Origin of the sequence: Chryseobacterium carnipullorum (genome assembly GCF_900142785.1) — a bacterium.
Taxonomy (GTDB): domain Bacteria; phylum Bacteroidota; class Bacteroidia; order Flavobacteriales; family Weeksellaceae; genus Chryseobacterium; species Chryseobacterium carnipullorum.
Genome location: NZ_FRCD01000015.1, coordinates 88,297 through 114,676 on the forward strand (window position 1 = coordinate 88,297; position 26,380 = coordinate 114,676).

Sequence of the window (26,380 nt, forward strand, 5' to 3'; positions counted from 1 at the left end):
TAAGAATAATCTAATATCAATAGAGAGCCCGGACAGCATTGTCCGGGCTTTTTTTGTTTTAAAACCCAATCATTATGATCAGTACATTACAAGAAAACACAGCGATCATTCTTCCGGAAAAAGGTCTGGAACAGAAAATTAAACAGGCTGAAGTGGAAAACAGAAAATTAATAATCAAACTGGGATTTGATCCTACTGCTCCGGATCTGCATCTGGGACACGCCGTCGTGCTTAAAAAACTGAAACAGTTTCAGGATCTGGGACATCAGATTGTGATTGTCGTTGGAAGTTTTACGGCCAGAATCGGTGATCCCACAGGAAAAAACAAGGCCAGAAAGCCCTTGAGTGTTGAGGATGTCCATCACAATGCACAAACTTACATCAATCAGCTTTCTAAGATCATTGAGGTGGAAAAAACGAAAATTGTTTTTAATTCTGACTGGCTGGACGCACTCAGCTTTTCAGAAGTCATCCAGCTGATGTCAAAAGTAACGGTAGCCCAGCTGATGCACCGGAATGACTTCAATAAAAGATTTACGGAAAATACTCCGATTGCAATGCATGAACTCATATACCCTATTCTTCAGGGCTTCGATTCTGTCCAGATTGAATGTGATATTGAGATGGGCGGAACGGATCAGCTTTTCAACTGCACGATGGGAAGACAGCTTCAGGAAGTTCATCAGATGCCCGCACAGGTGGTGATGTGTATGCCTTTGCTGAAAGGTCTTGACGGTAAGGAAAAAATGAGTAAATCTTTGAACAATACGATCGGTCTGACGGATGAACCGAATGAAATGTTTGGAAAAACGATGTCCATTCCGGACAGCCTTATCGATGAGTTTATTGATCTCGCTTCTGATTTTACTGCTGAAGAAAAGTTAGAGTTAAAATCAAAATTAGAAAACGGTGAAAATCCGATGGATATCAAAAAGAGAGTCGCTAAAAATATCATTACGCAATACCATGATCAATCAGCGGCAGACCTTGCAGAAGAATTTTTCAGCAATCAGTTTCAAAATAAAAACGTTGAAGAGAAAGTGTACGAACCCATTTCTTTAACCTCCTTTCAATCTCAGGAAAATAGAATGAGAGCATTAGAATTGTGCAGTCAGCTTAAAAGTGACCTCAGCAAATCGGCCATCCGAAGAATGATTCAAAGCGGAGGTATTCAGATTAATCATATCAAGATAACAGATCCTGATCAGGAAATTGAATTGCTCCTACAGACAAAGATCAAAATCGGAAAAAGAGATTTTTTTGAACTGATATAAGCAGAGGTTCTTTTAATATATTTGTTTTCTTAATAAATGGTATGACCACAAAAGAAATTTTCGAAATACTAGAAGAAGAACTCTATCTTACTGTTCGGGATTTTGAGATTGAAGAAGACTGGATTTTCTGGAAAGATGCATTCGGTACAGAAATTGAAATCGATAAGTACAGTACAGCCATCAATAACCAGGGAGTTTTCGCCTGGTGGCAGAGTAACGAAGTGGGACACGAACTGATACGGATAAAAATAAACAGAGATATCATCATCAATTGGCGTCCCCCTATTAATACAATGGGTCAGCCATCATCGGGAGGACATTTACAGTTTTTTGAAAACTTTCTTGTGACCCAATATGTTGATAAGCACGGACAAAGACTTTTTGTTTTCAACATTAATACTTTAAAAGCAGAAGAAATTATTACGAAAGGATTCACTAAAAAAGTAAAATTAAATGGTAATGAGCTGTTTATCAAAGATTCGTTCGAAAATGAATTCATAAAAGTTTCTATTTATCCTGACCGACTGGAAAGAGAAGAGATTGATGAAGCCTATATGAACAGCAGAAATATAAAATTTGATTAGATAATGAGTTATTTTATGGTCGATATTGAATCGGATGGCCCAATTCCCGGAGATTTTTCGATGGTCTGCTTTGGAGCAGTCCTTGTGAATGACGCACTGGATACTACGTTCTACGGGAAACTGAAGCCTATTTCGGAAAAATTCAATCCGGATGCTTTAGCAGTGTCCGGATTCAGCAGAGAAGAAACCATGTGTTTTGATGATCCTAAAGAAGTCATGCTGGAATTCGAAGAATGGATTAAAGAATACTCAAAAGGAAGACCTGTTTTCATCAGTGATAACAACGGTTTCGATTGGATGTTCATCTGCTGGTACTTTCATCATTTTACCGGCAAAAATCCCTTCGGTTATTCATCAAGAAGGCTTTCTGATCTCTATTGCGGACTGGAAAAGAATACTTTCGCCCAATGGAAGCACCTCCGCAAAACAGAACATACGCATAATCCTGTAGATGATGCCAAAGGAAATGCTGAAGTGCTGCTGCATATGAAAAAAGAAATGGGACTGAAAATAAGTTTGAAATAGTTTATACTACAATTAAGTGGGAAGAAATACCGAAATCTATATGTTCGATAAGGAAAAGGCGTCTGTCTATCTTTATGATGATCTGAAGCACAAAAAATTCCATACAAGAACGTTTAAAACATTTCTGGAAGACAGGAAAAAAGAAACAGGCAAGTATGACATTACCCTTGAAAATATATTAGAGAAGGTGAAAAATGACATGAATACCATCACACCCGATGAATTGTTTGAAATCAATCTTTTCCTCATCGAAGAAGTTTATTCAGAATATACTGGGAGAGATGATACCATAAAGGAAAAATATTTTGAGGAATTGTATGACCATTATGGAATTATTCTGCTGTATGAAATTCCTACCTCAACGGTTTGTACCAGCTATATGTTTCAATTTGGAAACTATACCCATTATTTCCCCATTTCTGAATCAGAAAATAGTGATGGCGGTATCAATATGGATTCAACAGACTTTTTAAAATTTAATGATTATACAATCCTTTTGATGAAAATGATCCTGGATAAAAAAATGGACGGATATGAATATGAGTTTACCAAAAGTGAGGAAGACATCATCCAGCGTATAACGGCAGACCAACAAAATAACCTTATATTGCTTAAAGAAATTGAACATGAATGTGATTTTATCAAAGACTGTTCAGCTGATGAAAAAGGGCCTTATGCACAGACCATCTACTATGCTTATGCATTTTTTAAACAGTTCATCGAAATGAAACTGAGAATTAATGCAGATAAAAATCCGAGAATCGTTATCTTAGATTCCTGATCATCATCATCAGAAAACCTTGCTTAAAAAATCGGACCTCAACCCACCTTATGAACACGATTATTACCTATAGAAAAGCTTCAGAAAACGACATTGATTATCTTCTTGATCTGAGAACGAAAACCATGAATCCGCATTACGCCAATTCCCATCTTCCAACAGACAGAGAAACAACGCTTCAGCGAATTCTTTATCAATTTGATAAAGCCCATATCATCCTTTTAAACGATGAACCTGTCGGATTATTGAAGATCAACAGAGGTGATAAAACAGAAGTTCTTCAACTTCAGATCGATCCCACCCAACAGGGAAAAGGGCTCGGAAAAAAAATTTTAAAAGACATTCTTGAAGAAGCGTCTAAAGAAGGTAAAACAGTAGAATTAAGTGTCTTAAAAACCAATAAAGCTCAATATCTGTACACCAGCTTAGGATTCAAAACGGTGGGTGAAGATGAACATTCTTATTTTATGGAATTTCAATAAGAAAGTTATAAAATTTTCAACCACAAAAGCCACAAAAGTTTTTACACTTAAGTTAATTTTAAGTTTAAAACTTTGCGCAAAAGAAGTTCACTTAAGTTTTCTAAAAAATCTGTAGATTTTTTTATGATTGATTCGCTAAAGTAACAAAGATCAGTCTTCCGCCTTCTTCAGCAGACAAAAGTATTTTCTTCCCATCTGTAATTTCTACCATAGATCCGGGCGGAATCTCTTTCTGTTCCGTAACATCTTTCATGGAAGTCAGGCTCTGATTGACCAGCACCCATCTTCCTTCATGAAAAGTAAAATATCCTACAGGCATCTTATCCTGCATCGTAAGATTTTCATTCCGGATCACCTTTCTGGAAACATGCCATTTGAATAAATACTGGTTGTTGTAGACCATCAAACGATGGTTCTCAGGTTTCCATAACTCTTCATCAAATTTAAAGTACAGGTCCAGAACCGGCAGTGTTCCACGATGTGGAGTTCCGCAGAAAGGGCATTTCGGATTGCTGCTGTTGTCGAAGACGTACCATTTTTCAGTACATTCCGGATTGTGGCATGGCTGTATCAAATCCGCAGTCTTCAACAAGGCAGTCTCCCATTCATTGGCTGTCGGCCGTCTAATGGGATCATGAAGTCCGTCTGTAAATGCTTTTTTAAACAGTTCGGATAGATAAGGCCCTGCAGCAGTGTAAGGAATTTTCTGAGGATCGCCCCAGAATGCGTCCCATTTTCTGAGATGATCGGCTTTCACCTGATTGGACGGATCCTGAAAATGTTCTATGAATAAAGCTTTTTCACCCATAGAAATTACCTCATCTTTTTCGGAATCCAGATCCCATATTTTCCCTCCTCTCAAAGGATGTCGTCTGAACAGGTACATATAAATCAGCACGGCCAATGCATGCAGATCTGTTTTCTGATTAGGGAGATGCCTTCCCGGATCCTGCATGCTGAGATGCTTGGTCTTTAAAACTTCGGGAGCAATAAAATCTGTCGTTCCTATGACTTCCGGCGGGAAAAGTTTGGGAACAACCAATCCGTCTATATCAATAATGCAGGCAGATTTCGTCACCGGATCTATCAGAATATTGTTGTAGGAAAGATCGGAGTGCGCCAGTCCCATCTGGTGAAGCTTTTTCACGCCTCTGCTGATATTAATAGTGATCTGGAAATAGCTCAGCCAATCCCCAAGTTCAGAAGGATCCAGCCTCAAAGGATACTGCTGATTCCTGAACATGGGAGCCGTAAACCATTTACCCACTTTATCCTGACCCTGAATATTATCGGACCCGATATAGCCTTTCGCAAAGAAGAATTTTTTATGGTAAATAGGAACTACAATTCCCGTCAGTTTGTTCCTTTCTACAATATCGTAAGGCCACCTGAATATTTCGTTCAGAAAATAGTCCGATGAATTACCGTTCCGTATATTTCCAAGATAGGTAGAAACAATCCTCATGATACGCTCCTTCTGCCCCGCGTCCAAAGGATTCCGGTAAAAAGCGACTACATATTCTCTGTCAGGCGAAAAATAAACATCCTTTATACCGCCCCGGATCGGGCTTTCATCTACATATTCATAAGATTTGTTGGGGTCCAGAACGGAAACAACTTTAACGGTCTTTTTCATATTTTAATAGATTATGGCCAGTGTTCGGTCATCGTGATTTCCCCGGCTCCAGAAATCGGTCCATGTCAGAAGTTGTTGATCAATCTCGGTATCGTTGATAAAATCTACCTTTGTGTGGTCATCATTATTTCCGTCCAGATCATTAAAGAATGCTTTCCAGCTGTCTGTGTCTTCAAGCTTGCTTTCTGTCATGAATTTCGGATCGTAAATACCATCCGTCATCAGCACCAGATAAGAAAAGTCTTTTATGCAGGTCATTCCAAACCTTGAAACGATATCATCATTGAAGATCTCTTTCATGGTGATAAATCGGGTACCGCCTCCAAATTCGCCCACATCCATTGTATTCAGAAGTTTTACTTCAGAAAAATCACGATTGATTACATTGATAGGACAGTCTCCCACTCCAAACGTAAGAATAACATACCCGAAATCAAACTTTTTCACTAATGCAAAGATCAGCGTCGTGTGAAGATCTTTGATGGAAAAAGAATTTTCCGTAGCTGTTTTATCCAAAACATGATATACATGCAGAACTCCTTCATAAAGTGACCTTATGATATTCTCTCTGGCTTCAGACCTGATTTCTTCTGAGGGTTTAGAGGTATTGTAAACGATCTCAATATTTTTGCCGATCTCATTTAAAATTTCACTGGAATTGAAGAAACTGTTTACGGAAACAACAGCCAGTCTTGAACCTTCTCTGGCCATTACAGCGGAACCTGCACCATCCGCAACAGAAACAATACTCCAGCCTCCGGGAAGTTCATTCACTGCAAAATCATCATCCCTGAATTTCCCTTCATGAGCGTGAGCACGCCCTCTTTTTGATACAACGGTAATTTTTTTATCGGAAAATTTCCCCTGATAAGATGCTTCATCGCGTTTGTAGTAAACATCTTTTGCATCGGACGGAATATTTTTCCATAGATCTTTGGGATCTGCATTCACCAGAAGATGAACTGTTTTGATCTCGGTGTTGTTTTGATCCCGGATATGATAGAATTCAATATCCAGCTCATGCACGCTGCTTGCGTAAGGAATTCCGGATATTTTATTATTATCAAATGTAAGTCCCGTCTCCTGAAGATTTGCGATGCTTTTAATTTTAATGTTCGGAAAGTCGTCCATCTCAAAACTGAATTCATAAAACTGTTTTGAACTGGCATTTTTGAGCACCAGATGGACTTCTTTAAATTCTTCTTTTTCTCTGTAAATAACCGCTTTTTCCATGGTTTGGTTTTTGGTCTGCGAAATAGGATTTTATCTTATTATCCAAGTGTCCTGTTAATATCAAATCCTTCACTCGAAAACCCGTAATAATCGGAAGTTCCGCACCATGGACATTTGTTGAAGCCTTCTCCTTTGAGACAGTGAATTCCACCGCACGAACAGGTTGCCAAAGCGATAGGATTTGCACAGTGTGGACAGGAAGTTCCTCCCTGAAGTTCTTCTATGGATATTTTGAGGTTATTTTTCTGGGAAGAAGAAAGTCTGAAATAGGCTTTTTCATCAATTTTGTAAGCACCATCCAATCTGTAATATCTTGTAGACATTCCCGGTATGCCTGATTCGGCGAATGTCTTTTTGAATTTCATTAGATACAGTTTCTCGGTTTCGGAACATTTACCATTCAATACCACAAAGTTATTGTCCGGAAATTTTTGCTCCAATTGAGGATCTACTTTTTCCAGAATAATGGAATCAATTTTTGAAAGATTAATTCCTTCTTTATTGGCTTCTGTAACACTTTGGCTGGTTGTTTTAATGGAATCTGTCACCCATTTGAAAAATTCTTTGTAGGAATTTTCATCAGAGTTATTAAAAAGTAAAACATTATCTGATAAAGTCCCCAGCAGTTTATAGTTGGTATTTTCTCCGATAGATACGGCTATGGTATTGGTTTTCCCGTGATACTTGTTGTTCCATCTTTCAATGGCTTTTGTGGCATCATCGGTAGGAACACCGTCCGTAAAAAGAAAAACGATAGGTTTCCAGTCGCCTTTTCTTTCATAAGTAGTTTTCACGATATCTCTGTCTATACAGTCCATGACTTTTATAAGGCCTTGAGACAATGAAGTCCCGCTTCCGATAGGGATCTTCGGTGGATAAAAGCTGATGATATCCTGAAGCGGCGTAATGACTTCAGCCTCTCCTGCAAAACCTACAATCGAAATATACACCGTTTCCAGTGAATAGGGATCTTTTTTCAATTCTCTGATGATATTGGCGATACCTTCCTGTACCTGCTCAATAGGTTCTCCGACCATAGATTCGGAGACATCGACTAAAAAATAAATGGGTAGTCTTCTCATGGTTTATCGTAAAGACAAGTGATTTAGATAATAATATTTAGCTCGGAAGGCGGCGGAGGCAGCGGTGTACTTTCTTCCGTTCCCTGTGATTTCCCTCCCATCGTAATGGATGAACTTACCCATTTGAAAAATGAGGAAAGGGTGATGGCATCGGTAGTATCGAGTTTTACCACGTGATCTGTAAGCTCCTTCAGAAACTGTTCATCTGCTTTCGGACCTGCTGCACAACCTACAATAGCACCGAATTCCAGGCTTCTGATCACAGGAATCATTTGTCTGTATTTCTGGATGTCAGAAGGTTTTCCATCGGTAAATATAAAAAGCAGCGGTCTCCAGTCTTCTTTTTCGTCTGAAGAACCTTTGACCAGCTCTTTCTTCACCAGTTCCGAAACCATTTCCAGTGCTGCACCGGTGTGGGTTGGACCACTGTCGGGACAGGTGATTTCCATAGGGTAAAAACTGGCCAGGTCGATCAGCGGAATGATATTTTTAACCTCGCGGTCAAAAGTGATTACACTGAGATGAAGGCTGTCCATGGCCTGAGGATCTGCACGGAGCATGCTTATCAGCCCGTTAAATCCATTATTCAGCGCCTGGATGGGTTCTCCATTCATAGAACCTGAAGTATCCAGTAAAAAGTAGGCTAATAGTCTCCTGCTCATGATAAGATGGTATTAATTCTGAAGCCGGCAGCGAAAGTTGAAAACTTTCCTGCCGGCTTTTTTAGTTTGATCAATCGTTAAAGTTTAATTGCTGTAGGAATACTGCTTCAGAATCTCAATAAAGTTATCGGTCTGATGCGGTTCTCCAATGGCACGGAATTTCCAGTCGCCATTGTGTCGGTATGCTTCTGCAAAAACCATGGCACATTTCCCGTTCATACTTGCATCTCCTGAAAGACTGTACTTTGTAATTTCTTTCCCTTTGGCATCTACCGCTCTGATAAAGGCATTCTCTATCATACCGAAGTGCTGGTTATTTTGTTTTCCCTGATAAATGGTTACCAGGAATAGTATTTTCTGATAGCTCTCGTCCAATTGGTCAAGTTTCACGATGATCTGCTCATCATCACCGTCTCCTGCTCCGGTTCTGTTATCTCCCGTAAGCCATATATTTCCGCTTGGATGCTGCATAGAATTAAAGAAAACCACATCCCCCTGATAAAGCGCAATCTGTCTTCCTTCATTGGTCTGTACTGTTTTTCCAAGATTGGCGACCTTACCATTTCCGTCTAAAAGAAAAGCTACTGCATCAAGATCATATTCTGCTTCTTTGCTGAAGAGTTTCCCAAAGAAACCTCCCTGCTTTCTGACATCCCACCCTAAACCGATCGTTACTTTTGAAAGATCGTAAACACTTTCTCCACGGTCATTTTTTCTTAAATCAATCGTCTGCCCTTTCTGTAAATTAATTGCCATAGTTATAGTTTGTGTATTTGAAAATAAAATTATTTAATGATCTGTCCTTTATAGTATTTCTCAAGGAAGAAAGCCAGGTCTGCTCTGTAGCCTATTCCTGATGCTTCAAATTTCCAGCTTCCGTTTCTTTTGTATAATCTTCCGAATTCCACTCCGGTTTCAATAGAGAAATCTTCATCCAGCTCATATTTTGCAATCTCCTGATTGGTGCTGTTATCTACAATTCTGATGTATGAATTTCTCACCTGTCCGAAGTTTTGTTTTCTTCTTTCAAAATCTTCGATGGTGACTACAAAAAGAATTTCTTCTGCTTTAGGATCTACTTTTTCAAGATCTACAATAATGGCCTCATCATCATCCCCGTCACTGTTTTTACCACTCGGATCATCCCCTGTATGGGTGAGGGCACCGTCCGGAGACTGAAGGTTATTATAAAAAACAAAACATTCTTCATTGATTAATTTTCTGTCGGAGTCAATCATGATGGCAGAAGCATCCAGATCGAAGTCGAAACCTGTCCCTTCATTCGGGTCCCAGCCCAGTCCTATCGTCATTTTTGTCAGTCCTATATCGATCTTTTGTCCTTTCTGTAAATTAATTGCCATAGTGTTTTAGATTATTAATTATTTTTTGTTTAAGATAAATTTGATTTGTGAACTGACCAAATTTATTGATAAAAAAATGAATGGCATGCGGTAATGTTTAATTTTAATAGGCTTTTAACATAAGAAAAAGGAATCAAAAGGTTTATCCGGGAGTTTGCTATGTTTTTCAACCATTAAGGACCAATGATTCTTTCTTATCAATTTTCAACATAAAAAAAGTCCAATTAAAAAATCGGACTGATATGAATTGAAAAAGTATTGTTGAATTAATTTTTGATCTCCTGACCTGAAACCGCTTTTTCTCTTGCTTTTGCCAGCATAGGAATAGAAATAAGCCCCATCACCAACATAATAGTAATCTGTAATGGAAGGGAGATAAATGAATACGTCAGTCCCATTTCACCCCCTAGTTCCGCACTTTTCCCCATTGAAATAAAAAGCGCCATAAATCCAAACTTCATAGCCAGATTAAAAGCTCCGATTCCGCCACTGGCAGGAATGATCATCCCCAAAGTACCGACAACGATAATGAAAAAGCCGTCAGCAATAGTGAAATTGGAGGTTTCAGGAAGTGCAAAGCATACGAGATAGGCTGCAAAGTAGTAGGAAATCCATATTCCTAATGTATATAGGATAAATTTCCCTTTTTCTTTTAATTTAAATATGGTTGCCAATCCCTCGAAAATTCCATCAATAAAATGGACGATCTTACCTAAAAACGGAACGTTGGCTAGTTTCTTTTTAAATACAAAAAATGCAACCGTACCTGCAGCCAGTACAGAAAGAATAAGTAATATCTTATTCGGATTAATGTTGACCCCTGAATTCTCATAAAAGGACAGAATTGCGTCGTATTTGAAAAGCAAGGTCAACCCCAGAAACCCAAGCATACAGATAAGATCCACCACTCTTTCCAGAATAATCGTCCCGAAAGATTTATCTACGGGAACTTTCTCTACTCCATATAAAGCAGTAGCTCTTGCCACTTCTCCACTTCTCGGAATGGTAAGATTCATGAGGTATCCGAATGATATCGACCAGAGTGAATTTGAATTTGAAATTTTATGCCCCATCGGTTCCAGCATCAGGTTCCAGCGGATCGCCCTGAACCAGTAAGCCAGAATCCCAAAAACAGAAGCAAACAGGACCCAGAGATAGTTGGCTTTCGCCAAAGAAGCTTTAATTACCTTAAAATCAAGACCTTTTAAGGCAAGCCATAAAAAAAAGCCTGCAAAAGCAAGCGATATTACTATTGTTAGTATTGATTTTAAAGGATTCTTTGATTTTTTCTCCATGGATCAGGTCAGAAGGTTGGTTTTTTCATCCGGGAAAACAATCTTCGGCTGGAAGACCTGTGCTTCTTCAGGCGTCATCTGTGCATAAGCGATAATGATGATGATATCATCTCTCTGTACTTTTCTTGCAGCAGGGCCATTCAGGCATACTTCTCCGGATTTTCTTTTTCCTTTGATAACGTAGGTGTCAAAACGCTCTCCATTGTTGACATTGACGATATAGACTCTTTCTCCCACTACCAGACCGGCGGCTTCTATAAGATCTTCGTCAATCGTTATACTCCCAATATAATTAAGGTCTGAGGCTGTCACCCGTACCCTATGGATCTTAGACTTGAAAACTTCTATTAACATGTTGCAAATTTATTAATAAAAATTAATAAAACAGACATTTGAATTCATTTTAAAACTACCACAGACCCAGCTACTTAATTTTATATTAGACAAGTTTTCAAAGCATTATTTATAAAATATGCAAACATATCCGCAAAAACATTAATAGTTTATACGAAATTCAGGATTTAATAAATACAGGAAATAAAATTAAATTTTCGCTAAAGTCAATACTCATAAGCATTTGGCATGATTTTAGTGAGCGGTAACGTAGATTTTACGTGAAAAGTCAAATTATCATATTTTAATTGTTTTCGTCAAAAAGCAAAAAAATTTTATAAGTTTTGATAAAATAATTGCACAATTAGAAAATAGTATTATATTTGCTATAATTACGAACTAACTTAATATTAAAAATTATGAACAAGTCTGAATTAATCGACGCAATCGCAAAAGATGCAGGAATCACTAAAGTTGCAGCTAAAGCTGCTTTAGAATCTTTCATTGGTAATGTAACAACTACTCTAAAGAAAAAAGATGGAAAAGTTTCTTTAGTAGGATTCGGTACTTTCTCAGTAGCTGAGAGAGCTGCCAGACAAGGTATCAACCCTGCCACTAAAAAACCGATCAAAATTGCTGCTAAAAAAGTTGCTAAATTCAAAGCAGGAGCTGATTTATCAAATGCAGTTTCTGGTGCTAAGAAAAAATAATCATTCAGATTATAAAAAATTCACAGGCTGTTTCTTCTGAAGCGGCCTTTTTTATATTTTGTACCGGTGGCTTCGAGTGCCTCAGCCACCTGAGATTCTACAACAATAGAAAGATCAACACTCTTTATTTCTGCTCTATTATCATAATCTTTAAATTTTAGATACAACCTCTGTCATGCTTATCAAGTAAAAGCGAGCCAAAAGCCCGCTTCTATTGAATTTTAAATGATACCGATGCAATGATAAAAACCAGCATTCGGTCTAGCTTCTACTTCCTACGGTGCCAGTCTTGAAATCTTCCAGTCCAGATCTTCCAGTTCATAAATAATTCTGTCGTGAAGACGGTTGGGTCTTCCCTGCCAGAATTCAATTTCGTAAGGTTTTGCAATGTATCCTCCCCAGTTGGATGGTCTCGGCACTTCGGTATCTTGATATTCTTTTTCGAGTTCTTTTAATTTTTCCTCAAGAAATTCTTTATTGGGAATGACCTGGCTTTGCGGAGAAACCACTGCTCCCAACTGACTTCCTTTCGGTCTTGAATGAAAATATCCGTCACTAAGATTTTCAGCAATTTTTTCAAGATCCGCTTTAATGATGATTTGTCTTTCGAGATTAGGCCAGAAAAAACTAAGACAGGCTTTATGGTTGTGTTCTATTGCTTTTCCTTTTCTGCTGCTGTAATTGGTATAAAAAATAAACCCTTCATAGGTATATTCTTTGAGCAACACCATTCTTGTTCTCGGACATCCATCTTCTTCTACCGTAGAAACGGCCATAGCATTGGCTTCAGAGACTGCCGGGCTGGCGCTGGCATCTAAAAACCAGTCCCTGAACTGTTCAAAGGGATTTTGTTTGATCTCACTTTCAATAAGTTGGGATTTCTCATACACTTTTCTTTTGTCGTGCAGGTTTTCCATAAATATTTTTTATTAAATTTGAGTATGAATTACTCATACAAAGGTAAAATATTAATTTCCACACCTGACATTTCCGGCGATATTTTTTCGAGGTCGGTGGTGCTGATCGTTGAGCATAACGAAAGCGGTGCATTTGGTTTGATATTGAACAAAAAAAACAGCCAGATGAGTAGTAAGTTCAAAAATTTTTTTGACTTCAAAATAGAGGTCTATGACGGTGGTCCTGTAGAAAATGATAAGGTCTTTTTTATTGTTAAAGAAAAGAAAGTGACTGAGATTTATTCTGAGATCAATAAGGAGTTCTATATTACGGAAGATATCGAGAGCATCATCAGCGCAGTCCTCAATAAAGAACTGAGCATTCATGATGTGAAAATATTCTCCGGGTATTCCGGATGGGCCGCAGAACAGCTGAATGAAGAGGTATTGAGTAAAATGTGGACGGTGGTGGATGTATACAATCTTGATTATACCCTTCCCAATGACCAGACGCTTTGGAAATCAATTATGCAGAATCTTGGTGGAGAATATCTGCTTTGGGCCAATTCACCTGAGGACATCTCTCTTAACTAACTGAATTCCCATTTGATACGATAGGAAAATATTAACAAACTTTAAGATTATGTTAACCAATTTTAAAGAAAGAATTCCCGTTATTTGAGAAACCAAAAATCACGACCATGAGAGGAATTAAACTATTCGCTTTATCCGCTTTTTCTGCTTCGTTTTTATCCTTTACTCCTATCCATAAAAAATACATTGTCATCGATGCCGGACACGGCGGAAATGACATGGGAAGTATCTATGGAAAATTCTCGGAGAAAGAAATTACGGTAAATATTGCTAACGAGATTAAGAAACTGAATGAAAATCAGGATCAGTATGAGGTTATTTTAACCAGAGATTCTGATGCTTATCCCACCCTTCAGGAGCGAACAGCGATGATCAACAAGCTGAATCCGGAAATGGTTATTTCTCTTCACATGAATAGCGACCCTCAAAAGGAAAGTACAAAAGAAGGAACTGAAGTGTATATTCAAAATACCGACGGTTCTAAGAAGCTTGCTGAAAAAATTTCCAAAAAATTTGATGTCCGTAAAATTGAAGAACGCAATCTCCACATGCTGAGAGAAACAAAGGCTCCTGCCGTACTGGTAGAACTTGGGTTCATCAACAATACCAAGGACAGAGAGTATGTTACCAGTGAAAAGGGACAAAAAGAAATCGCCCAAAAATTCACAGAGATCATCCGTGAATACTAAATAAAGATACAATTCTGATATCATCAGAAAAAACCCGGTAAAGGACTTGGGTACTTTGTTGTTTACCGGGTTTGTCAATTTTAAAAACTATTCTTCCAGCTTTCCACCATTTCTATAAACCGGGAGCTTTCAAAAGTTTTATTTCTTATTTTACCTACACAAAATATGCCTTTCTCGTCGGAGATCAGTAAAATCTCTTCCGCCTTTTGAGATTCAAAAGCTATAATCTCATGTTCCTGAATATCTGCCAGGTTATTTTTATGTAAAAAAGTAACAAAATTCTCCATCAAAGGAGAGATATAGGGTCCTTCAGACTGTTTCGGAACTTTGATCACATTTCCTTCAAGGAACAACAGGTTTCCGGATGTTGTACGGGCGATTCTTTTATTGGGATTAAGCAGGATCACATCATCGAGATCATTTTCTTCCGCATAGATTCCACCATAGATATTTTCCGGGCTGTGAACCCTGATATTGCTCAACAAATTATTATTGACATTAATTTCCTTGATAAGGTCCATTTCCAGTGGTCTCTGATGAACAGCCAGTACGTCATCTGACTCAGTTACCTCATAAAAATAAGCTACGGAAGATTTTGAAACAGTCACCGCATCATTATTTCTGAAAACCTGAAAATTGATAATTCCATTTTTAATTCCTTTCCCATCGATAACTTCTTTGTGAAAAAGGGTCTGAAAAAACTCCAGGGTATAGGTAAGCGGAATATTCATTCTCATTTTTCTCATGGAAGCCATTAAGAAGAAATAGCACTCTTCATCCATGATCAATCCTCCGTTTCTCACGAAGAACGAAACCTTCACTGCGTCGCCTAAAAGGAACGCTCTGTTCTTTACATTTAAACCGTGTGATGTAAAATATTGATTTTCCAATTTTTGATGTGATTTATTTATAAAAAAATAATGAACGATAAATCGTTCATCAGTTTTACCATTTAATCGTGTCCGGCTTATGCCGCACCTAATTTTATTCTAAGGTTTTCTATAAGGTTTTCCCAATACAAGGCATTTTCCTCTTCATCTCCTTCTTCACAAAAATCTGTAATATTCAGGGCCAGATCTTCTGTAATATCGTCTACTGTGATCGTCATTTCAAAGAAATTCTTAGTCCCTTCATCTTCTTCCCATCTGAAACGTACGAAACCTTCAGGCTTGTATCTAATCAAAGTGGCCTTTTCAGCAGGTCCTCCACCCCAACTAAAAAAGAAATCATCTCCTTTCTCTGTCACATCATCTGCAAACCATTCAGATAGCCCCTCAGCCGTCGCCAGATATTCATATAAAATCTCTGACAAACAATGCATTGGAAATTCGTAATGGACTTTATGTTTCGCCATATAATCTTTGTTTTTATCGTCCCGCAATATATAAATTAATTTTTTTATTACACAAAAAAGCAATTACTTTTTTAAAGAATCTTCATGATATTTATCACGGGTTTTAAATATATATTGAATATAATTTTCGTACTTAAAGGCACCATGTTATGCATAAAAAAATCCCTCCGAAATGGAGAGATTTTATGGTTTAATCTTCGTTCAGAACATCAAGAATAATCTGGCAACCCTCTCGGATTTCTTCCAAGGAAATCGTTAGCGGCGGAGAGATCCTCATGTATTCATTTCTGTAAAGCTGCCAGAATACAATAAGGCCCTTTTCCATGCATTTTTTAGCTACGTTGAGGGTATAGTCGGGTGTTCCTAAATTAACGGCAAGCATCAGGCCTTTTCCATTGATATTTTTAATCTTCGGATGAACAAGAAGTTCTCTGAACAGTTTTTCTTTTTCAGCGGTTTGTTCCATCAGTCCACTTTCCAATACTTCTTTTAAAGTGGCGTGGCTGGCTGCTGCAATCAGAGGGTTTCCTCCAAATGTTGTAATATGTCCTAATTTGGGTGAATGGGACAGTGTTTCCATGATTTCTCTGGAACTCATAAAAGCACCTACCGGCACTCCGCCTCCCATTCCTTTTCCCATGACAAGAATATCGGGAACTATTCCAAAATGTTCAAAGGAGAATAATTTACCGGTTCTTCCGAATCCGGGCTGGATCTCATCGAGGATAAGAAGAGCTCCCACTTCTTCACATCTTTTTTTAAGCTTGATCAGATAATCATCTGCAGGGACTAAAAATCCTGCAGCTCCCTGAATGGTTTCCAGGATAACACAGGCTGTTTTCTCTGTAATTTTATCAAAATCATTTTCATTATTGAATTCAATAAAACTGATCATCGGTAGCAAAGGACGAAATTCTCTTTTATGGGTTTCGTTTCCTGATACGCTCAATGCACCGTGTGTATTTCCATGATATGAGTTTTTAAAGGAAACAATTTCTTCTCTTCCGGTATATCGTTTTGCAAGTTTCAGGCTTCCGTCGATAGCTTCTGCCCCACTGTTGACGAGATAAGTAATCTCCAGAGGATCGGGAGTAGATTCTGCCAGCAGTTTACATAAAGCAATAGGTTTTTCCTGTGCATATTCACCATATACCATAACGTGCAGATATTTGTCTGCCTGTTTTTTGATAGCTTCCACAATTTTAGGATGTGAATGTCCCAAAGTATTGGCAGAAACACCGGCTACAAAATCCAGATATTTTTTTCCATCTGTTCCATAGATATAGCTTCCTTCTGCTTTTTCAACTTCAAAACCTGCTGCAAATTTTGTGGTTTGTGCCTGATATATAAAAAAGTCTTTGTGCATTTCCATTGTCTCGAAAATTTTCAGCAAAGCTATAAAACATTCATTAAACGCTAAAATTAAAGAACATAAAAAAAGACCAGTTGCTGCTGGTCTTTTCCTTATTTTTTAACCCGTTTAGGTTTTTTAGCTTCTTCTTTTGCTTTTTCTTTATCTATAGCTTCCTGAGCTTTATTAAAGAGATCATTATCTGCAGAATATTTTATTTCTTCATAATTGGGACTGTCCACAAGGATATCCTGCCATTTCCTGATCCGGTCTTTGGTATTCCAGTTGAAATCTGAAAATTTCCTTTTCTCCGGTTCTATTTTACTCATAGGATAGGTATCAGAATTCGCTGCGATGCTGCATGAGATAATCTGCAGTCCGGTTTCCTCAAACAAAGCACCAATGATTCCACAGGTGGAAAGGGTGATTCCTATTCTCTGAGGCTGTTTTGTTTCCTGATCAACGTCATCTACATAGGCGATGGATTGGGCATTCCCTACTACTCTGGCTTCTTTAATCTCGTTATTCTGGTAGTAAACGGTCATGAATTTTCCTTTCACCTGGTTGAACTCATCTTTCAGGTTTAGTGAATCTACTTTGCTTATGGCATAAGCATTTCCGATTACTTTGAGTGAATCTATGTTTTCTGTTTTGGTATTGAAATAGGCTTCAATCTTGTCACCGGTCACCTGTTTTTCACCGCTCCAAAGAATCGGTTTGGTATACATGTGCATGATCCCATCTGTTTCGTTGAAGGCAATGGAGTCTGCCCTACCTTGTGCGTTTGATTTAAAGATACGGCCTTTTTTATACGCTCTTAAAAAGCTTTTCTTTATGGTAATGTCTGCTGAGTCCGGTCTCTGGTAAGAAAGAATCTTTTCTGCGGCAAAATAAATGGAATCTTTTTCCATGATCTTAACAGCATACGGACTTTGGGTCATCATAGCGGAATCTTTCTTTTGAAAAACTTCTCCGTACCCTCCTTTGATGTATCTTCTTTCTAACGGATCATCCAGGGTAACATTCCCGGTTGCTTTACCAAAACCTGTGGTATTATTAAAATACATATCATCACCGGTAAGGATCTTGTCATTGTAAAAGATCTTGGAATTTTTATTCAGGAAAGCCTCCTTGGTTTCCATTCTGTAAGTTCCTTTTTCGGTGTAAATCCGGTTTTTACGGTTGGCGCGGTTGGTAATGGTGGTAGGACCAGAAAATTCAGCTACCTTAGTATTCTGATTCTGTTTGATATTAACTCCCTCTATAATGTAATCCGGATTATCTATTTTAACGTTCCCAACAAAATCTATCATTTTGGTATTGAGAAAATAGGTAGCCGATTTGGTATACATTACATTCTGTGCATCAGAAATGGTCCCTCCGGTATTGAAGTAGGCCTGATTGGCTAACCTGTCATAGTAGAGGATGTCTGTTTTGATCGTCTGCTTGGGATCGGTAAGAACGACCTCTTTTTTGGCAACCCCTTTCTGGGTAACTCCGTTATATTCCATCTCCTGGGCCGTAATGACAGAGCCATCTGCGTTTTGAAGCTTTGCATTACCAATAGCTTTTACGAGACTTTGGTCATTGTAAAGAATCACCTCGTCTGCATAGAGAATAGATCCCTGATGCTCTATCTGAACGTGCCCCACCATATACTGGTTGCCCTCGTATTTGGTGTCTTTTTTAAATTCATCGGCATGGATGATCTTTACCTTATCTTCAGGTCTTACTGCGAGTAAAGGTTTTCCTTTATTTTGAATATAAGGATCCATCTGCGTGGTTTTATTGTCCTGTGCAGAACTGAACGCAGAAATAAAAAATAACAGAAAAAGGATTATTCTCATTAATTAATCATTCTTAGTGCCATAGAAATACAGCGAATGCGAATCAATATTTACGCCAAATGCTTCTTCAATTGCTTCTTTAATTCCCTGAATTCTTGGATCGCAGAATTCGATGATCTCTTCAATTTCTTTATCAGAGCCTTTTTTGTAGATCACCAAATGGTCATGCTGTTTGTCAAAATAAGACTTTTCATAAGATGAAGAGGTCAATGTTTTTTCTCCAAACTGATGCTTACGGATCAAACCGGCATCAAGGAAAATTTCAATAGTGTTGTAAATGGTTGCTTTTGAGACATGATATTTCTTCTGCATCATCAAAAGATACAGATCATCCACATTGAAGTGGTGATCCATATTATAAATTTCTTCTAATATCGTATATCGTTCAGGAGTGTTTCTGAAACCCTTTTCTAATAAGTAGTTTCTTAAAACATCCTTAATCAAAGCAATATTTTTTTCTTTTTGTATTGTATCCATCAAAAAAATTATCTACAAATTTATTGATTTTTATTTAAATACACCGCATGGTTTGGTGTCGGGACTTTTAGGAATTATGACGAAAGAAGCCGGATTGCTCAATCTTGGTGTCATAAACCGTCAGTTCTGTGATGGGTGCAGATTCCACTTCTACGTTATGTGATGATACTCCCCACGCTTTAAAGTCATCACTTCCGATGTACTTCACGAAGTTGTAGATATTGAGTATAATCTTCTGTTTAACCGTTAAAAGTATATCGTTAATATATGTATTATCTATAATCACATACTTCAGATCCGGTGGAATATTATGGGCTCTGAGAGAAGGATGGCTGCTTCTTGAAGGAATGGTTCCATCGGCCATAAGATCTTTCAGTACCATATTAAAATAATCATTGATCCTACGGTCTACTTTAAATCCTAAAAGGAAATTGACTTTATAAACAGTTCCGGGCAGAATTTCATCTACGGTATATCTGAAAGTGTATGGATCTTCCTGATTGACAATACTTAATATAAAATAATGATCGGCTCTTTTCGGCTGTTTCTTAATGATGGAATAGATGATTTTGGATTCTACCTCGTCATTTCTTTTGGCTCTGCTCAAATAAGCAAGATTGGTCGCATATTTCGGAATGCTCTCATCCAGCTTCATATCTTTTATGATAGACACGTATTTATCTATTTTCACAAACTGGATAAATCTTGTTTTTATCAGTCTTCCATTATACCATGCATACATAGAGATTCCAATAGAACCAGCCAATACTACGGTGATCCAACCGCCTTCCATGAACTTGATGATGTTTGCGCTAAAGAATCCTAGTTCAATAGACAGATATACCAAAGCAAAGAACAGAATCAATACTTTACTTACTCTATGCTTTAATAACCAGAAAATAAGCAAAATGGTGGTCATCAGCATCGTGACTGTAATGGAAAGTCCATAGGCGGCTTCCATTTTTCCAGACTCTCTGAAATGGAGTACTACAATAATACAAAGGATGAGAAGTCCCCAGTTTATTCTGGGAATATACATTTGCCCTTTCACCCCTGAAGGATAATCGATTTTCTGATTAGGCCACAAGTTAAGAGACATTGCTTCAGAGAAAATGGTAAAAGAACCTGTAATTAAGGCCTGACTTGCAATAATTGCTGCGGCAGTCGCTAAAATTACGCCCGGTACAATCATCCACTCTTCCATGATTCCGAAGAATGGGTTGACTACAGAGAATCCTGGTTTTGCATGATTGGTTAAAAGCCATGCTCCCTGTCCCAGATAATTTAAAATAAGCATGATCTTCACAAAGCCCCAACTTACTCTTATGTTTTTAGCCCCACAGTGTCCCAAGTCTGAATAAAGAGCTTCAGCCCCGGTTGTACAAAGAAACACAGCACCAAGAATAACAATTGCACTTGGAGAATGAGCAATAAGCTTATAGGCATAATAAGGATTGAAAGATCTCAAAATTTCGAAATTTTCACTCAAATGCATGACTCCTAAACCGCCTAACACAAGGAACCACACCACCATTACCGGTCCAAAAAATTTCCCGATAAAGCTGGTTCCAAACTGCTGTACCACAAAAATGACAATCAGAATTCCGATTGTAATGGGAACTACAGGGGTATGAGGATTATAGATCTCCAAACCTTCAATAGCCGACATCACGGTAAGCGATGGAGTGATCACCCCATCTGCAACGAGTGCTGCTGCGCCTATGATAGCAATAAGATAGAGCCATCCTTTTTTAAGATTTTTAACTAATGAGAACAAAGCCAGAATACCTCCTTCTCCTTTGTTATCTGCTCTTAAAGCAATGATTACGTATTTTATTGTAGTCTGAAGAGTAAGGGTCCAAATAATACAGGAGAGGGCTCCTTCTATGTATTCGTTGAAAGGCATATTACTGCCGCCGTCTCTTGCATTTACAATCGCTTTCATCACGTAAAGCGGTGATGTCCCGATATCTCCGAATACAATTCCGAGAGAGACTAAAACTCCAATAAAAGAAAGTTTTTTTATGTCAAAATGATAACCTTCTTCTGTAACGTCTGCCATGTCAGCTTATTTTTTTTAAACGCGCAAATTTATACTAATTTTATGACGTCAAGAACTATTCTTCATGAATAGAATAAATGAAAAAACTTCCTTTCGGAAGTTTTTCTCTATAACATTTATTTTACGTACATCGCTTTTTTGATTTCCTCCTTCACTTTTTCAAGTTTAGGGAACCATTCTGCAAACAATGCAGCTGAATATGGAGCAGGTGCATCAGGAGTCGTAATTCTCTTGATCGGTGCATCTAAATAATCAAATGCTTTCTGCTGTACCATATAAGTAATTTCAGAAGACACTGAACCAAATGGCCATGCTTCTTCCAGAATTACCAATCTATTTGTCTTTTTAACAGAAGCTAAAACGGTATCAAAATCCAGAGGACGAACGGTTCTAAGGTCAATCACTTCTACAGAGATTCCTTCTTTAGCCATATCTTCAGCAGCCTGAATAGCCAGCTTCATGATTTTACCGAAAGAAACCAAAGTAACGTCTGTTCCTTCTCTTTTGATATCAGCTTTACCTATTGGCAGGTAATATTCTTCTTCAGGAATTTCCATTTTATCTCCATACATCTGCTCAGATTCCATAAAAATAACCGGGTCATTATCCTGAATAGCTGTTTTCAACAATCCTTTTGCATCGTAAGGATTTGAAGGAACAACTACTTTAAGACCGGGAACGTTGGCAAACCAGTTTTCAAAAGCCTGAGAGTGGGTAGCTCCCAATTGTCCTGCCGAAGCAGTAGGACCTCTGAAAACGATCGGACAGTTCCACTGACCACCACTCATCTGGCGGATCTTAGCCGCATTATTAATAATCTGATCAATACCTACCAATGAGAAATTGAACGTCATATACTCTACAATTGGTCTGTTACCATTCATCGCAGCCCCTACAGCAATCCCTGTAAAACCAAGCTCAGCAATGGGTGTATCGATTACTCTTTTAGGACCAAATTCATCCAACATTCCTTTTGAAGCTTTATACGCACCATTGTATTCTGCAACTTCCTCCCCCATTAAAAAGATGGATTCGTCTTTACGCATTTCCTCGCTCATTGCTTGTGCAATTACCTCACGAAAAGTATATTCTGCCATATTTATTTGAAAAATTTAGACTACAAAAATAGTGTTTTTTTATTACTAACATAATAAAAAAGGCATCTCATTGAATGAGATACCTGAAATATTAATTGAATTAAAAAGGTTTTTCTTCCGCCTTGCTCAGTTCTCTGTAGTTTTTTCTGAGATCGGACAGAATTTTGCCATACGTTCTTTTATAAATCAGATACAAAAGGTAAAAGCTGACAAGCATACAAAATCCGAACAAAGCATAATTTCCCAATTCAGGATCCATACTTTCGGGATTGGTATGGGTTACAATATGGTGTCCTTTGTTCAATCCATCTTTTGCACCTGCCATAAAATCCTTTGTATATAAATCAAAATGAATCAGGTTATCGAGAATAACCAGAAAAAAAGAAATTCCTGCATACCCAAAGATCAGTTTTCTCAGGTTTAGAATATTTTTCATTAATGATAAGGAATTCTGTCCGGTTTTCAATTTGCGAAACAGCAAAATGGCCAGAATAATAAATCCGGAAAACAGGATGATTCTAAGATAAGGAAATTCTCCATTAATATATCCATACACCGACCACAGTATAATTTCTATTAGACCAATCACCAATAATGTTTTCGCAACAGAAACAGATCTGTGTTTGATCATGGAATAAATTTCGTTTTCAGAATAATTTTTAAACTCTCCTTCATCTTTATTCCATTCTTTTTTCAAAAGTTCCAGTTCTTCCATATTATTTTGTGCTTATTTTGGTTTTCAAATTATTCTTTGCTCTATTCATTTTCACCCTTGCATTTCCTTCAGTTATCCCTAGGATCTCCCCGATCTCTTTATACGGCTTATCTTCCAGATACATCATGATCAAAGCTTTTTCAACGTCTGAGAGTTCATGGATGGCTTTGTACATTTTTTTCAGTTTATGTTCATCATCTTCATAGGCTTGATATTCCATTTTCAAAGAGGAGACATCTACATCAGAATACTTCCATTGTTTTCTCTGTGGTTTCCTGAAAAGAGTCATCGCTGTGTTGAGCGCAACCTTGTACATCCACGTCGAAAATTTAGATTCTCCTTTAAATCCGGGAAAGGATCTCCATAGCTGGACGGTAATTTCCTGAAACAGATCTTCATGATCTTCGGTGTTATCTGTATATATCCTGCATATTTTGTGGATAAGCCTCTGGTTGGGCTTAAAAAAATCAACAAAATTTTTCTCCAATTCTGTGTTCATACCTTATGAGTGGGAACTTTTTATTTTCGTTACATATTTTTTGAAAAAAAAATAAAAACGGCATCTCATTGCTGAAATACCGTCTTATACTTGTATTGAAACCTGATTAGTTTACTTTGTCCCAGATTTGAGTTCTTCCAAATACAGAAACCCCCATGTATCCTCTTACATTCAGTTTGTCACCGCTTTTGGTGATGGTACATTTGTAAGTCTTACCTGATTTAGGATCTGTGATCGTCCCTCCTGTAAATTCATCACCCTCTTTTTTCAGACCTCTGATAATCTCCATTCCTAAGATAGGTTTACCTTTTCTGTCGTCTTTACAAGATGAACAGTTTGGATCTGCAGGCTTTATAAGCAACTGAGAAACTTTACCGTAGTACTTTCCGTCAGACTTTTTATAGATTTCCACAACAGATTTGGCCTGCTTTGTTTCATCATCAATAGTCTTCCACTTGCCTTCAATCTGTGCAAACGATAATACACCAAACAGAGAGAGCACGAATGTTAATAATAATTTTTTCATATTTCTTATAGTTTTAATTTCGATATACGTTTTTTGTTATCTATCTATTGCTAAAAGTATAAATTAAATTTTAAACAGACAAAAACTTTTACTATACAGAGCATATCATAGGCCAAAAAGGGCAAGCAGGTACATAATCCTGTTTGCCCTTTTTTCATTTTAGCGGTTTTGATTATTCAAAAACCAAGATTTTAGATATCGTATTTCAAACATAAGATATACTAATAAAGTTCTTGATGTAAGATTCATGGATCGAACCAGCAACTATCAACCAGCAACAAGACCCTACGACTCTCAAACTTATTTGAGCTTTCTGTTGATCACCCTATCCATATAATCCTGAAACCATGCTTTAGCCGTCAGCATTCCTTTTTCTATTTCAGGAGTTTTCAGTTTGCCTATCTGATTGTTTTCAAATCCAAGATCATTTTTATCATATACTCCGGTAATTTCTTTTCCGTCAAAACGATACATATAGTTTCCTATGATAAACTGTTCCGAACTTCCATCTGAATTAACGATAACAGACGGATATTTTTTATCACTTACCACACTTCTGCCCCAACTTCTAATCAGCTTATTGTACCCGATAAGGTCTGCCAATGTAGGATAAATGTCGATCTGCTGGGCGGTCTCAGGATTTACTCCTTGAAGGTGATAGTCAGGATTTGGAGAATAAAGGATCAGCGGAACAGCAAAACGGTTCATCGCTTTTTCATATTCACCATAAGCTACCTGATTGGTGTGGTCTCCTGTGAAAACAAAAATGGTATTATTGAACCACGGCTGTTTTTTAGCAGTTTCAAAATATTTTTTGATTGCATAATCCGTGTACTGTATCGGCTCATGCATTTCTATGGTTCCTTTTTTGAATTTACCATTGTATTTTTCAGGAATTTTAAACGGATGGTGTGATGATGCCGTAAATACCGTTGCCATAAAAGGCTGTTTCTTTCCTACATTCTTTGCAAAATACTGAAGAAACGGTTCATCCCATATAGCCCACATTCCGTCAAAATCTTCATCATGATTGTATTCATTTTTTCCGAAATAATGTTTGAAGCCTAATATATTTCCAAATCCAAGGAAGCCCATCGAGCCGTTTGGAGCGCCATGATAAAACGAGGTATCATAGCCGAGATCGTTACAAACTGAAACAATAGACTGTATTTTCTGATTGGAATAGGGTGAGCTGGTGAAGGCATCCGTAAGACTCGGAATACCTGCCAATACGCTGCTCATCCCATGAATGGACTGTCTTCCATTGGCAAAAGTATTGGGAAAAATCAAACTCTGGCCGGCAAGGCTGTCGATAAACGGTGTATAGGAAACATAGCCTTTTATATTTTTATCTTTATTAAAAGCTCCTGAGTATTCTCTTCCGAAGGATTCAACAATAAAAATAACAATATTAGGCCGGTTCTCTACCTTCCTGTCATATATTTTATAAGGCTGTACATTGTCGGTAATATATTTCTCATCTACAAAATGAACTTCCTTAAAGTTATTGGTCCCCAATGTTCTGAAAAAAGAAAATGTACTGTTTAAAACTATGTTTCCCTGTAGTGGATTCACTACAAAACGGTTGGCATCTACTAAATTAATAGGTCTCGTGCTGTGCTTGAAGTCGCCACGTATTCCTCCAATGACTAAAACAATAGTTCCGCAGAGAACAATGACAGACCAGATAAAGTAGGGAACAAGCTTTAAAGGTTTCTGTTCTGTAATCTTTATTCTTTTATAGAGAAAAATCCAAAGTGCCATTAAAACAACAAACCAGATCAAAACAAAAGGATGCTGTCCTAGAGAAACAGTAAAGACCTTAAAGACATTAGACTCATGTTTCGCCACGTCCAAAGCAGTGGAGGTCAGTCTTGCCTGTGAAAATTTATAATAGATAAAGTCTCCGAAATTCATGGCATAGGCAATTCCGTTGGTGATAAAATACAGCCAGAAAAGTACCTTCTGATATCCTTTCTTTGTATTGATCACAACGGGGACAAGGCTTAACAAAATAAATAAAGCATTGACATATAAAATCGCCGTGGTATCAAAGGCGGTTCCATGAAATGCCAGATTGAAATAATCTGAAACGGAATCCACTTTGATGAGTTCTTTATTGAAATACCAAAACAAAAGCCGGGCAATCTGATAAAAAACGTATGCTAAGAAAATCCGGTATAAAAGGACCAGAACTTCTTGTTTTCTAAATTCTTTAAAAAATTTCATTCGGCAAATTTACATCAAAAACCGATTAATGTATTTTTTCCTTCATAATATTTCGGGATAAAATTTGGAAAAACTGTACTTTTGTT

At 37.6% G+C, this 26,380-nt stretch carries 28 protein-coding genes; 8 read left to right on the forward strand and 20 right to left on the reverse strand.

From position 1 onward, the window contains the following. The first annotated feature begins 74 nt into the window (after positions 1-74). Genes tyrS through BUC06_RS16785 form a run of 5 tightly spaced genes read left to right on the forward strand, consistent with a single transcriptional unit; the run spans position 75 to position 3,646 of the window. Positions 75-1,274: a tyrosine--tRNA ligase gene (gene tyrS, locus BUC06_RS16765; protein ID WP_073335169.1), complete on the forward strand. Its 1,200-nt coding sequence runs from the start codon at positions 75-77 to the stop codon at positions 1,272-1,274. Positions 1,275-1,315: 41 nt separating this feature from the next. After that, a complete protein-coding gene (locus BUC06_RS16770) occupies positions 1,316-1,858 on the forward strand; it encodes a hypothetical protein (RefSeq protein WP_073335170.1) in 543 nt (180 codons plus the stop codon). Between the two features lie 3 nt (positions 1,859-1,861). Beyond that, a complete protein-coding gene (locus tag BUC06_RS16775) occupies positions 1,862-2,383 on the forward strand; it encodes a 3'-5' exonuclease (protein ID WP_073335171.1) in 522 nt (173 codons plus the stop codon). A gap of 16 nt (positions 2,384-2,399) precedes the next feature. Beyond that, positions 2,400-3,164 carry a hypothetical protein gene (locus BUC06_RS16780; RefSeq protein ID WP_073335172.1) on the forward strand — a complete coding sequence of 255 codons (765 nt, stop codon included), beginning with the start codon at positions 2,400-2,402 and terminating at the stop codon, positions 3,162-3,164. 50 nt (positions 3,165-3,214) lie between these two features. Beyond that, on the forward strand, positions 3,215-3,646 hold the full coding sequence (locus tag BUC06_RS16785) for a GNAT family N-acetyltransferase (protein ID WP_073335173.1): 432 nt from the start codon (positions 3,215-3,217) through the stop codon (positions 3,644-3,646). Positions 3,647-3,767: 121 nt separating this feature from the next. On the opposite strand, the gene BUC06_RS16790 is transcribed toward BUC06_RS16785, so the two are convergent. The 8 genes from BUC06_RS16790 to panD form a co-directional block, all read right to left on the reverse strand. Then, a complete protein-coding gene (locus BUC06_RS16790) occupies positions 3,768-5,282 on the reverse strand; it encodes a helix-hairpin-helix domain-containing protein (RefSeq protein ID WP_073335174.1) in 1,515 nt (504 codons plus the stop codon). Between the two features lie 3 nt (positions 5,283-5,285). Then, positions 5,286-6,515 (reverse strand): PP2C family serine/threonine-protein phosphatase, encoded by a 1,230-nt coding sequence (locus tag BUC06_RS16795; RefSeq protein ID WP_073335175.1) that lies wholly within the window; start codon positions 6,513-6,515, stop codon positions 5,286-5,288. A gap of 38 nt (positions 6,516-6,553) precedes the next feature. After that, positions 6,554-7,597 (reverse strand): TerY-C metal binding domain-containing protein, encoded by a 1,044-nt coding sequence (locus BUC06_RS16800; RefSeq protein WP_073335176.1) that lies wholly within the window; start codon positions 7,595-7,597, stop codon positions 6,554-6,556. Positions 7,598-7,620: 23 nt separating this feature from the next. Continuing rightward, positions 7,621-8,259: a vWA domain-containing protein gene (locus BUC06_RS16805; protein WP_073335177.1), complete on the reverse strand. Its 639-nt coding sequence runs from the start codon at positions 8,257-8,259 to the stop codon at positions 7,621-7,623. An 84-nt stretch (positions 8,260-8,343) separates the two neighbouring features. Beyond that, a complete protein-coding gene (locus BUC06_RS16810; protein WP_073335178.1) occupies positions 8,344-9,015 on the reverse strand; it encodes a TerD family protein in 672 nt (223 codons plus the stop codon). 29 nt (positions 9,016-9,044) lie between these two features. Continuing rightward, positions 9,045-9,620: a TerD family protein gene (locus tag BUC06_RS16815; RefSeq protein ID WP_047450147.1), complete on the reverse strand. Its 576-nt coding sequence runs from the start codon at positions 9,618-9,620 to the stop codon at positions 9,045-9,047. 266 nt (positions 9,621-9,886) lie between these two features. Next, on the reverse strand, positions 9,887-10,915 hold the full coding sequence (locus BUC06_RS16820; RefSeq protein ID WP_073335179.1) for a lysylphosphatidylglycerol synthase transmembrane domain-containing protein: 1,029 nt from the start codon (positions 10,913-10,915) through the stop codon (positions 9,887-9,889). A 3-nt stretch (positions 10,916-10,918) separates the two neighbouring features. After that, positions 10,919-11,269, reverse strand: coding sequence for an aspartate 1-decarboxylase (gene panD, locus BUC06_RS16825; protein WP_034709952.1), 351 nt, complete (start codon positions 11,267-11,269; stop codon positions 10,919-10,921). A gap of 398 nt (positions 11,270-11,667) precedes the next feature. Between panD and BUC06_RS16830 the strand changes: the two genes are divergently transcribed. After that, on the forward strand, positions 11,668-11,958 hold the full coding sequence (locus BUC06_RS16830) for an HU family DNA-binding protein (protein WP_002976900.1): 291 nt from the start codon (positions 11,668-11,670) through the stop codon (positions 11,956-11,958). 275 nt (positions 11,959-12,233) lie between these two features. Here the strand turns inward: BUC06_RS16830 and pdxH are convergent, their stop codons facing one another. Beyond that, positions 12,234-12,875: a pyridoxamine 5'-phosphate oxidase gene (pdxH, locus tag BUC06_RS16835; protein WP_073335180.1), complete on the reverse strand. Its 642-nt coding sequence runs from the start codon at positions 12,873-12,875 to the stop codon at positions 12,234-12,236. Between the two features lie 24 nt (positions 12,876-12,899). Between pdxH and BUC06_RS16840 the strand changes: the two genes are divergently transcribed. Next, the gene (locus tag BUC06_RS16840) at positions 12,900-13,448 is read left to right on the forward strand and encodes a YqgE/AlgH family protein (RefSeq protein WP_073335181.1); all 549 of its coding nucleotides are present in this window, start codon (positions 12,900-12,902) and stop codon (positions 13,446-13,448) included. 107 nt (positions 13,449-13,555) lie between these two features. Continuing rightward, positions 13,556-14,137: an N-acetylmuramoyl-L-alanine amidase family protein gene (locus BUC06_RS16845; protein WP_073335182.1), complete on the forward strand. Its 582-nt coding sequence runs from the start codon at positions 13,556-13,558 to the stop codon at positions 14,135-14,137. 80 nt (positions 14,138-14,217) lie between these two features. Here the strand turns inward: BUC06_RS16845 and BUC06_RS16850 are convergent, their stop codons facing one another. The 11 genes from BUC06_RS16850 to BUC06_RS16900 form a co-directional block, all read right to left on the reverse strand. After that, complete coding sequence (locus BUC06_RS16850) at positions 14,218-15,027, reverse strand: aminotransferase class IV (protein WP_073335183.1); 810 nt, start codon at positions 15,025-15,027, stop codon at positions 14,218-14,220. 77 nt (positions 15,028-15,104) lie between these two features. Next, positions 15,105-15,491 carry an START-like domain-containing protein gene (locus BUC06_RS16855; protein ID WP_073335235.1) on the reverse strand — a complete coding sequence of 129 codons (387 nt, stop codon included), beginning with the start codon at positions 15,489-15,491 and terminating at the stop codon, positions 15,105-15,107. Positions 15,492-15,681: 190 nt separating this feature from the next. Further along, a complete protein-coding gene (locus tag BUC06_RS16860; RefSeq protein ID WP_073335236.1) occupies positions 15,682-16,857 on the reverse strand; it encodes an aspartate aminotransferase family protein in 1,176 nt (391 codons plus the stop codon). A 98-nt stretch (positions 16,858-16,955) separates the two neighbouring features. Continuing rightward, entirely contained in the window at positions 16,956-18,689 is a 1,734-nt protein-coding gene (locus BUC06_RS16865; RefSeq protein ID WP_073335184.1) for an OstA-like protein, read from the reverse strand. A 3-nt stretch (positions 18,690-18,692) separates the two neighbouring features. Then, positions 18,693-19,166 (reverse strand): Fur family transcriptional regulator, encoded by a 474-nt coding sequence (locus BUC06_RS16870; protein WP_034731532.1) that lies wholly within the window; start codon positions 19,164-19,166, stop codon positions 18,693-18,695. Between the two features lie 67 nt (positions 19,167-19,233). After that, positions 19,234-21,228 (reverse strand): KUP/HAK/KT family potassium transporter, encoded by a 1,995-nt coding sequence (locus BUC06_RS16875; RefSeq protein ID WP_073335185.1) that lies wholly within the window; start codon positions 21,226-21,228, stop codon positions 19,234-19,236. A gap of 116 nt (positions 21,229-21,344) precedes the next feature. Further along, entirely contained in the window at positions 21,345-22,325 is a 981-nt protein-coding gene (locus tag BUC06_RS16880) for a pyruvate dehydrogenase complex E1 component subunit beta (protein ID WP_034748438.1), read from the reverse strand. 100 nt (positions 22,326-22,425) lie between these two features. Next, complete coding sequence (locus tag BUC06_RS16885; RefSeq protein ID WP_073335186.1) at positions 22,426-23,040, reverse strand: hypothetical protein; 615 nt, start codon at positions 23,038-23,040, stop codon at positions 22,426-22,428. Between the two features lies 1 nt (position 23,041). Then, a complete protein-coding gene (locus tag BUC06_RS16890; protein WP_073335187.1) occupies positions 23,042-23,539 on the reverse strand; it encodes an RNA polymerase sigma factor in 498 nt (165 codons plus the stop codon). Between the two features lie 106 nt (positions 23,540-23,645). Then, positions 23,646-24,065, reverse strand: coding sequence for a DUF2147 domain-containing protein (locus BUC06_RS16895; RefSeq protein WP_073335188.1), 420 nt, complete (start codon positions 24,063-24,065; stop codon positions 23,646-23,648). A gap of 300 nt (positions 24,066-24,365) precedes the next feature. Then, a complete protein-coding gene (locus tag BUC06_RS16900; RefSeq protein ID WP_073335189.1) occupies positions 24,366-26,294 on the reverse strand; it encodes an LTA synthase family protein in 1,929 nt (642 codons plus the stop codon). Between the last annotated feature and the right edge of the window lie 86 nt (positions 26,295-26,380).

What these genes read in the sequence shown, in the direction of transcription:
- BUC06_RS16775 (WP_073335171.1), top strand. Translation starts at nt 1,862, where the DNA reads ATGAGTTATTTTATGGTCGATATTGAATCGGATGGCCCAATTCCCGGA.
- BUC06_RS16820 (WP_073335179.1), bottom strand. Translation starts at nt 10,915, where the DNA reads ATGGAGAAAAAATCAAAGAATCCTTTAAAATCAATACTAACAATAGTA.
- BUC06_RS16815 (WP_047450147.1), bottom strand. Translation starts at nt 9,620, where the DNA reads ATGGCAATTAATTTACAGAAAGGACAAAAGATCGATATAGGACTGACA.
- BUC06_RS16795 (WP_073335175.1), bottom strand. Translation starts at nt 6,515, where the DNA reads ATGGAAAAAGCGGTTATTTACAGAGAAAAAGAAGAATTTAAAGAAGTC.
- BUC06_RS16830 (WP_002976900.1), top strand. Translation starts at nt 11,668, where the DNA reads ATGAACAAGTCTGAATTAATCGACGCAATCGCAAAAGATGCAGGAATC.
- BUC06_RS16885 (WP_073335186.1), bottom strand. Translation starts at nt 23,040, where the DNA reads ATGGAAGAACTGGAACTTTTGAAAAAAGAATGGAATAAAGATGAAGGA.
- BUC06_RS16875 (WP_073335185.1), bottom strand. Translation starts at nt 21,228, where the DNA reads ATGGCAGACGTTACAGAAGAAGGTTATCATTTTGACATAAAAAAACTT.
- panD (WP_034709952.1), bottom strand. Translation starts at nt 11,269, where the DNA reads ATGTTAATAGAAGTTTTCAAGTCTAAGATCCATAGGGTACGGGTGACA.
- BUC06_RS16805 (WP_073335177.1), bottom strand. Translation starts at nt 8,259, where the DNA reads ATGAGCAGGAGACTATTAGCCTACTTTTTACTGGATACTTCAGGTTCT.
- BUC06_RS16785 (WP_073335173.1), top strand. Translation starts at nt 3,215, where the DNA reads ATGAACACGATTATTACCTATAGAAAAGCTTCAGAAAACGACATTGAT.
- BUC06_RS16900 (WP_073335189.1), bottom strand. Translation starts at nt 26,294, where the DNA reads ATGAAATTTTTTAAAGAATTTAGAAAACAAGAAGTTCTGGTCCTTTTA.
- BUC06_RS16895 (WP_073335188.1), bottom strand. Translation starts at nt 24,065, where the DNA reads ATGAAAAAATTATTATTAACATTCGTGCTCTCTCTGTTTGGTGTATTA.
- BUC06_RS16770 (WP_073335170.1), top strand. Translation starts at nt 1,316, where the DNA reads ATGACCACAAAAGAAATTTTCGAAATACTAGAAGAAGAACTCTATCTT.
- pdxH (WP_073335180.1), bottom strand. Translation starts at nt 12,875, where the DNA reads ATGGAAAACCTGCACGACAAAAGAAAAGTGTATGAGAAATCCCAACTT.
- BUC06_RS16880 (WP_034748438.1), bottom strand. Translation starts at nt 22,325, where the DNA reads ATGGCAGAATATACTTTTCGTGAGGTAATTGCACAAGCAATGAGCGAG.
- BUC06_RS16845 (WP_073335182.1), top strand. Translation starts at nt 13,556, where the DNA reads ATGAGAGGAATTAAACTATTCGCTTTATCCGCTTTTTCTGCTTCGTTT.
- BUC06_RS16865 (WP_073335184.1), bottom strand. Translation starts at nt 18,689, where the DNA reads ATGAGAATAATCCTTTTTCTGTTATTTTTTATTTCTGCGTTCAGTTCT.
- BUC06_RS16810 (WP_073335178.1), bottom strand. Translation starts at nt 9,015, where the DNA reads ATGGCAATTAATTTACAGAAAGGGCAGACGATTGATTTAAGAAAAAAT.
- BUC06_RS16800 (WP_073335176.1), bottom strand. Translation starts at nt 7,597, where the DNA reads ATGAGAAGACTACCCATTTATTTTTTAGTCGATGTCTCCGAATCTATG.
- BUC06_RS16890 (WP_073335187.1), bottom strand. Translation starts at nt 23,539, where the DNA reads ATGAACACAGAATTGGAGAAAAATTTTGTTGATTTTTTTAAGCCCAAC.
- BUC06_RS16840 (WP_073335181.1), top strand. Translation starts at nt 12,900, where the DNA reads ATGAATTACTCATACAAAGGTAAAATATTAATTTCCACACCTGACATT.
- BUC06_RS16855 (WP_073335235.1), bottom strand. Translation starts at nt 15,491, where the DNA reads ATGGCGAAACATAAAGTCCATTACGAATTTCCAATGCATTGTTTGTCA.
- BUC06_RS16870 (WP_034731532.1), bottom strand. Translation starts at nt 19,166, where the DNA reads ATGGATACAATACAAAAAGAAAAAAATATTGCTTTGATTAAGGATGTT.
- tyrS (WP_073335169.1), top strand. Translation starts at nt 75, where the DNA reads ATGATCAGTACATTACAAGAAAACACAGCGATCATTCTTCCGGAAAAA.
- BUC06_RS16860 (WP_073335236.1), bottom strand. Translation starts at nt 16,857, where the DNA reads ATGCACAAAGACTTTTTTATATATCAGGCACAAACCACAAAATTTGCA.
- BUC06_RS16790 (WP_073335174.1), bottom strand. Translation starts at nt 5,282, where the DNA reads ATGAAAAAGACCGTTAAAGTTGTTTCCGTTCTGGACCCCAACAAATCT.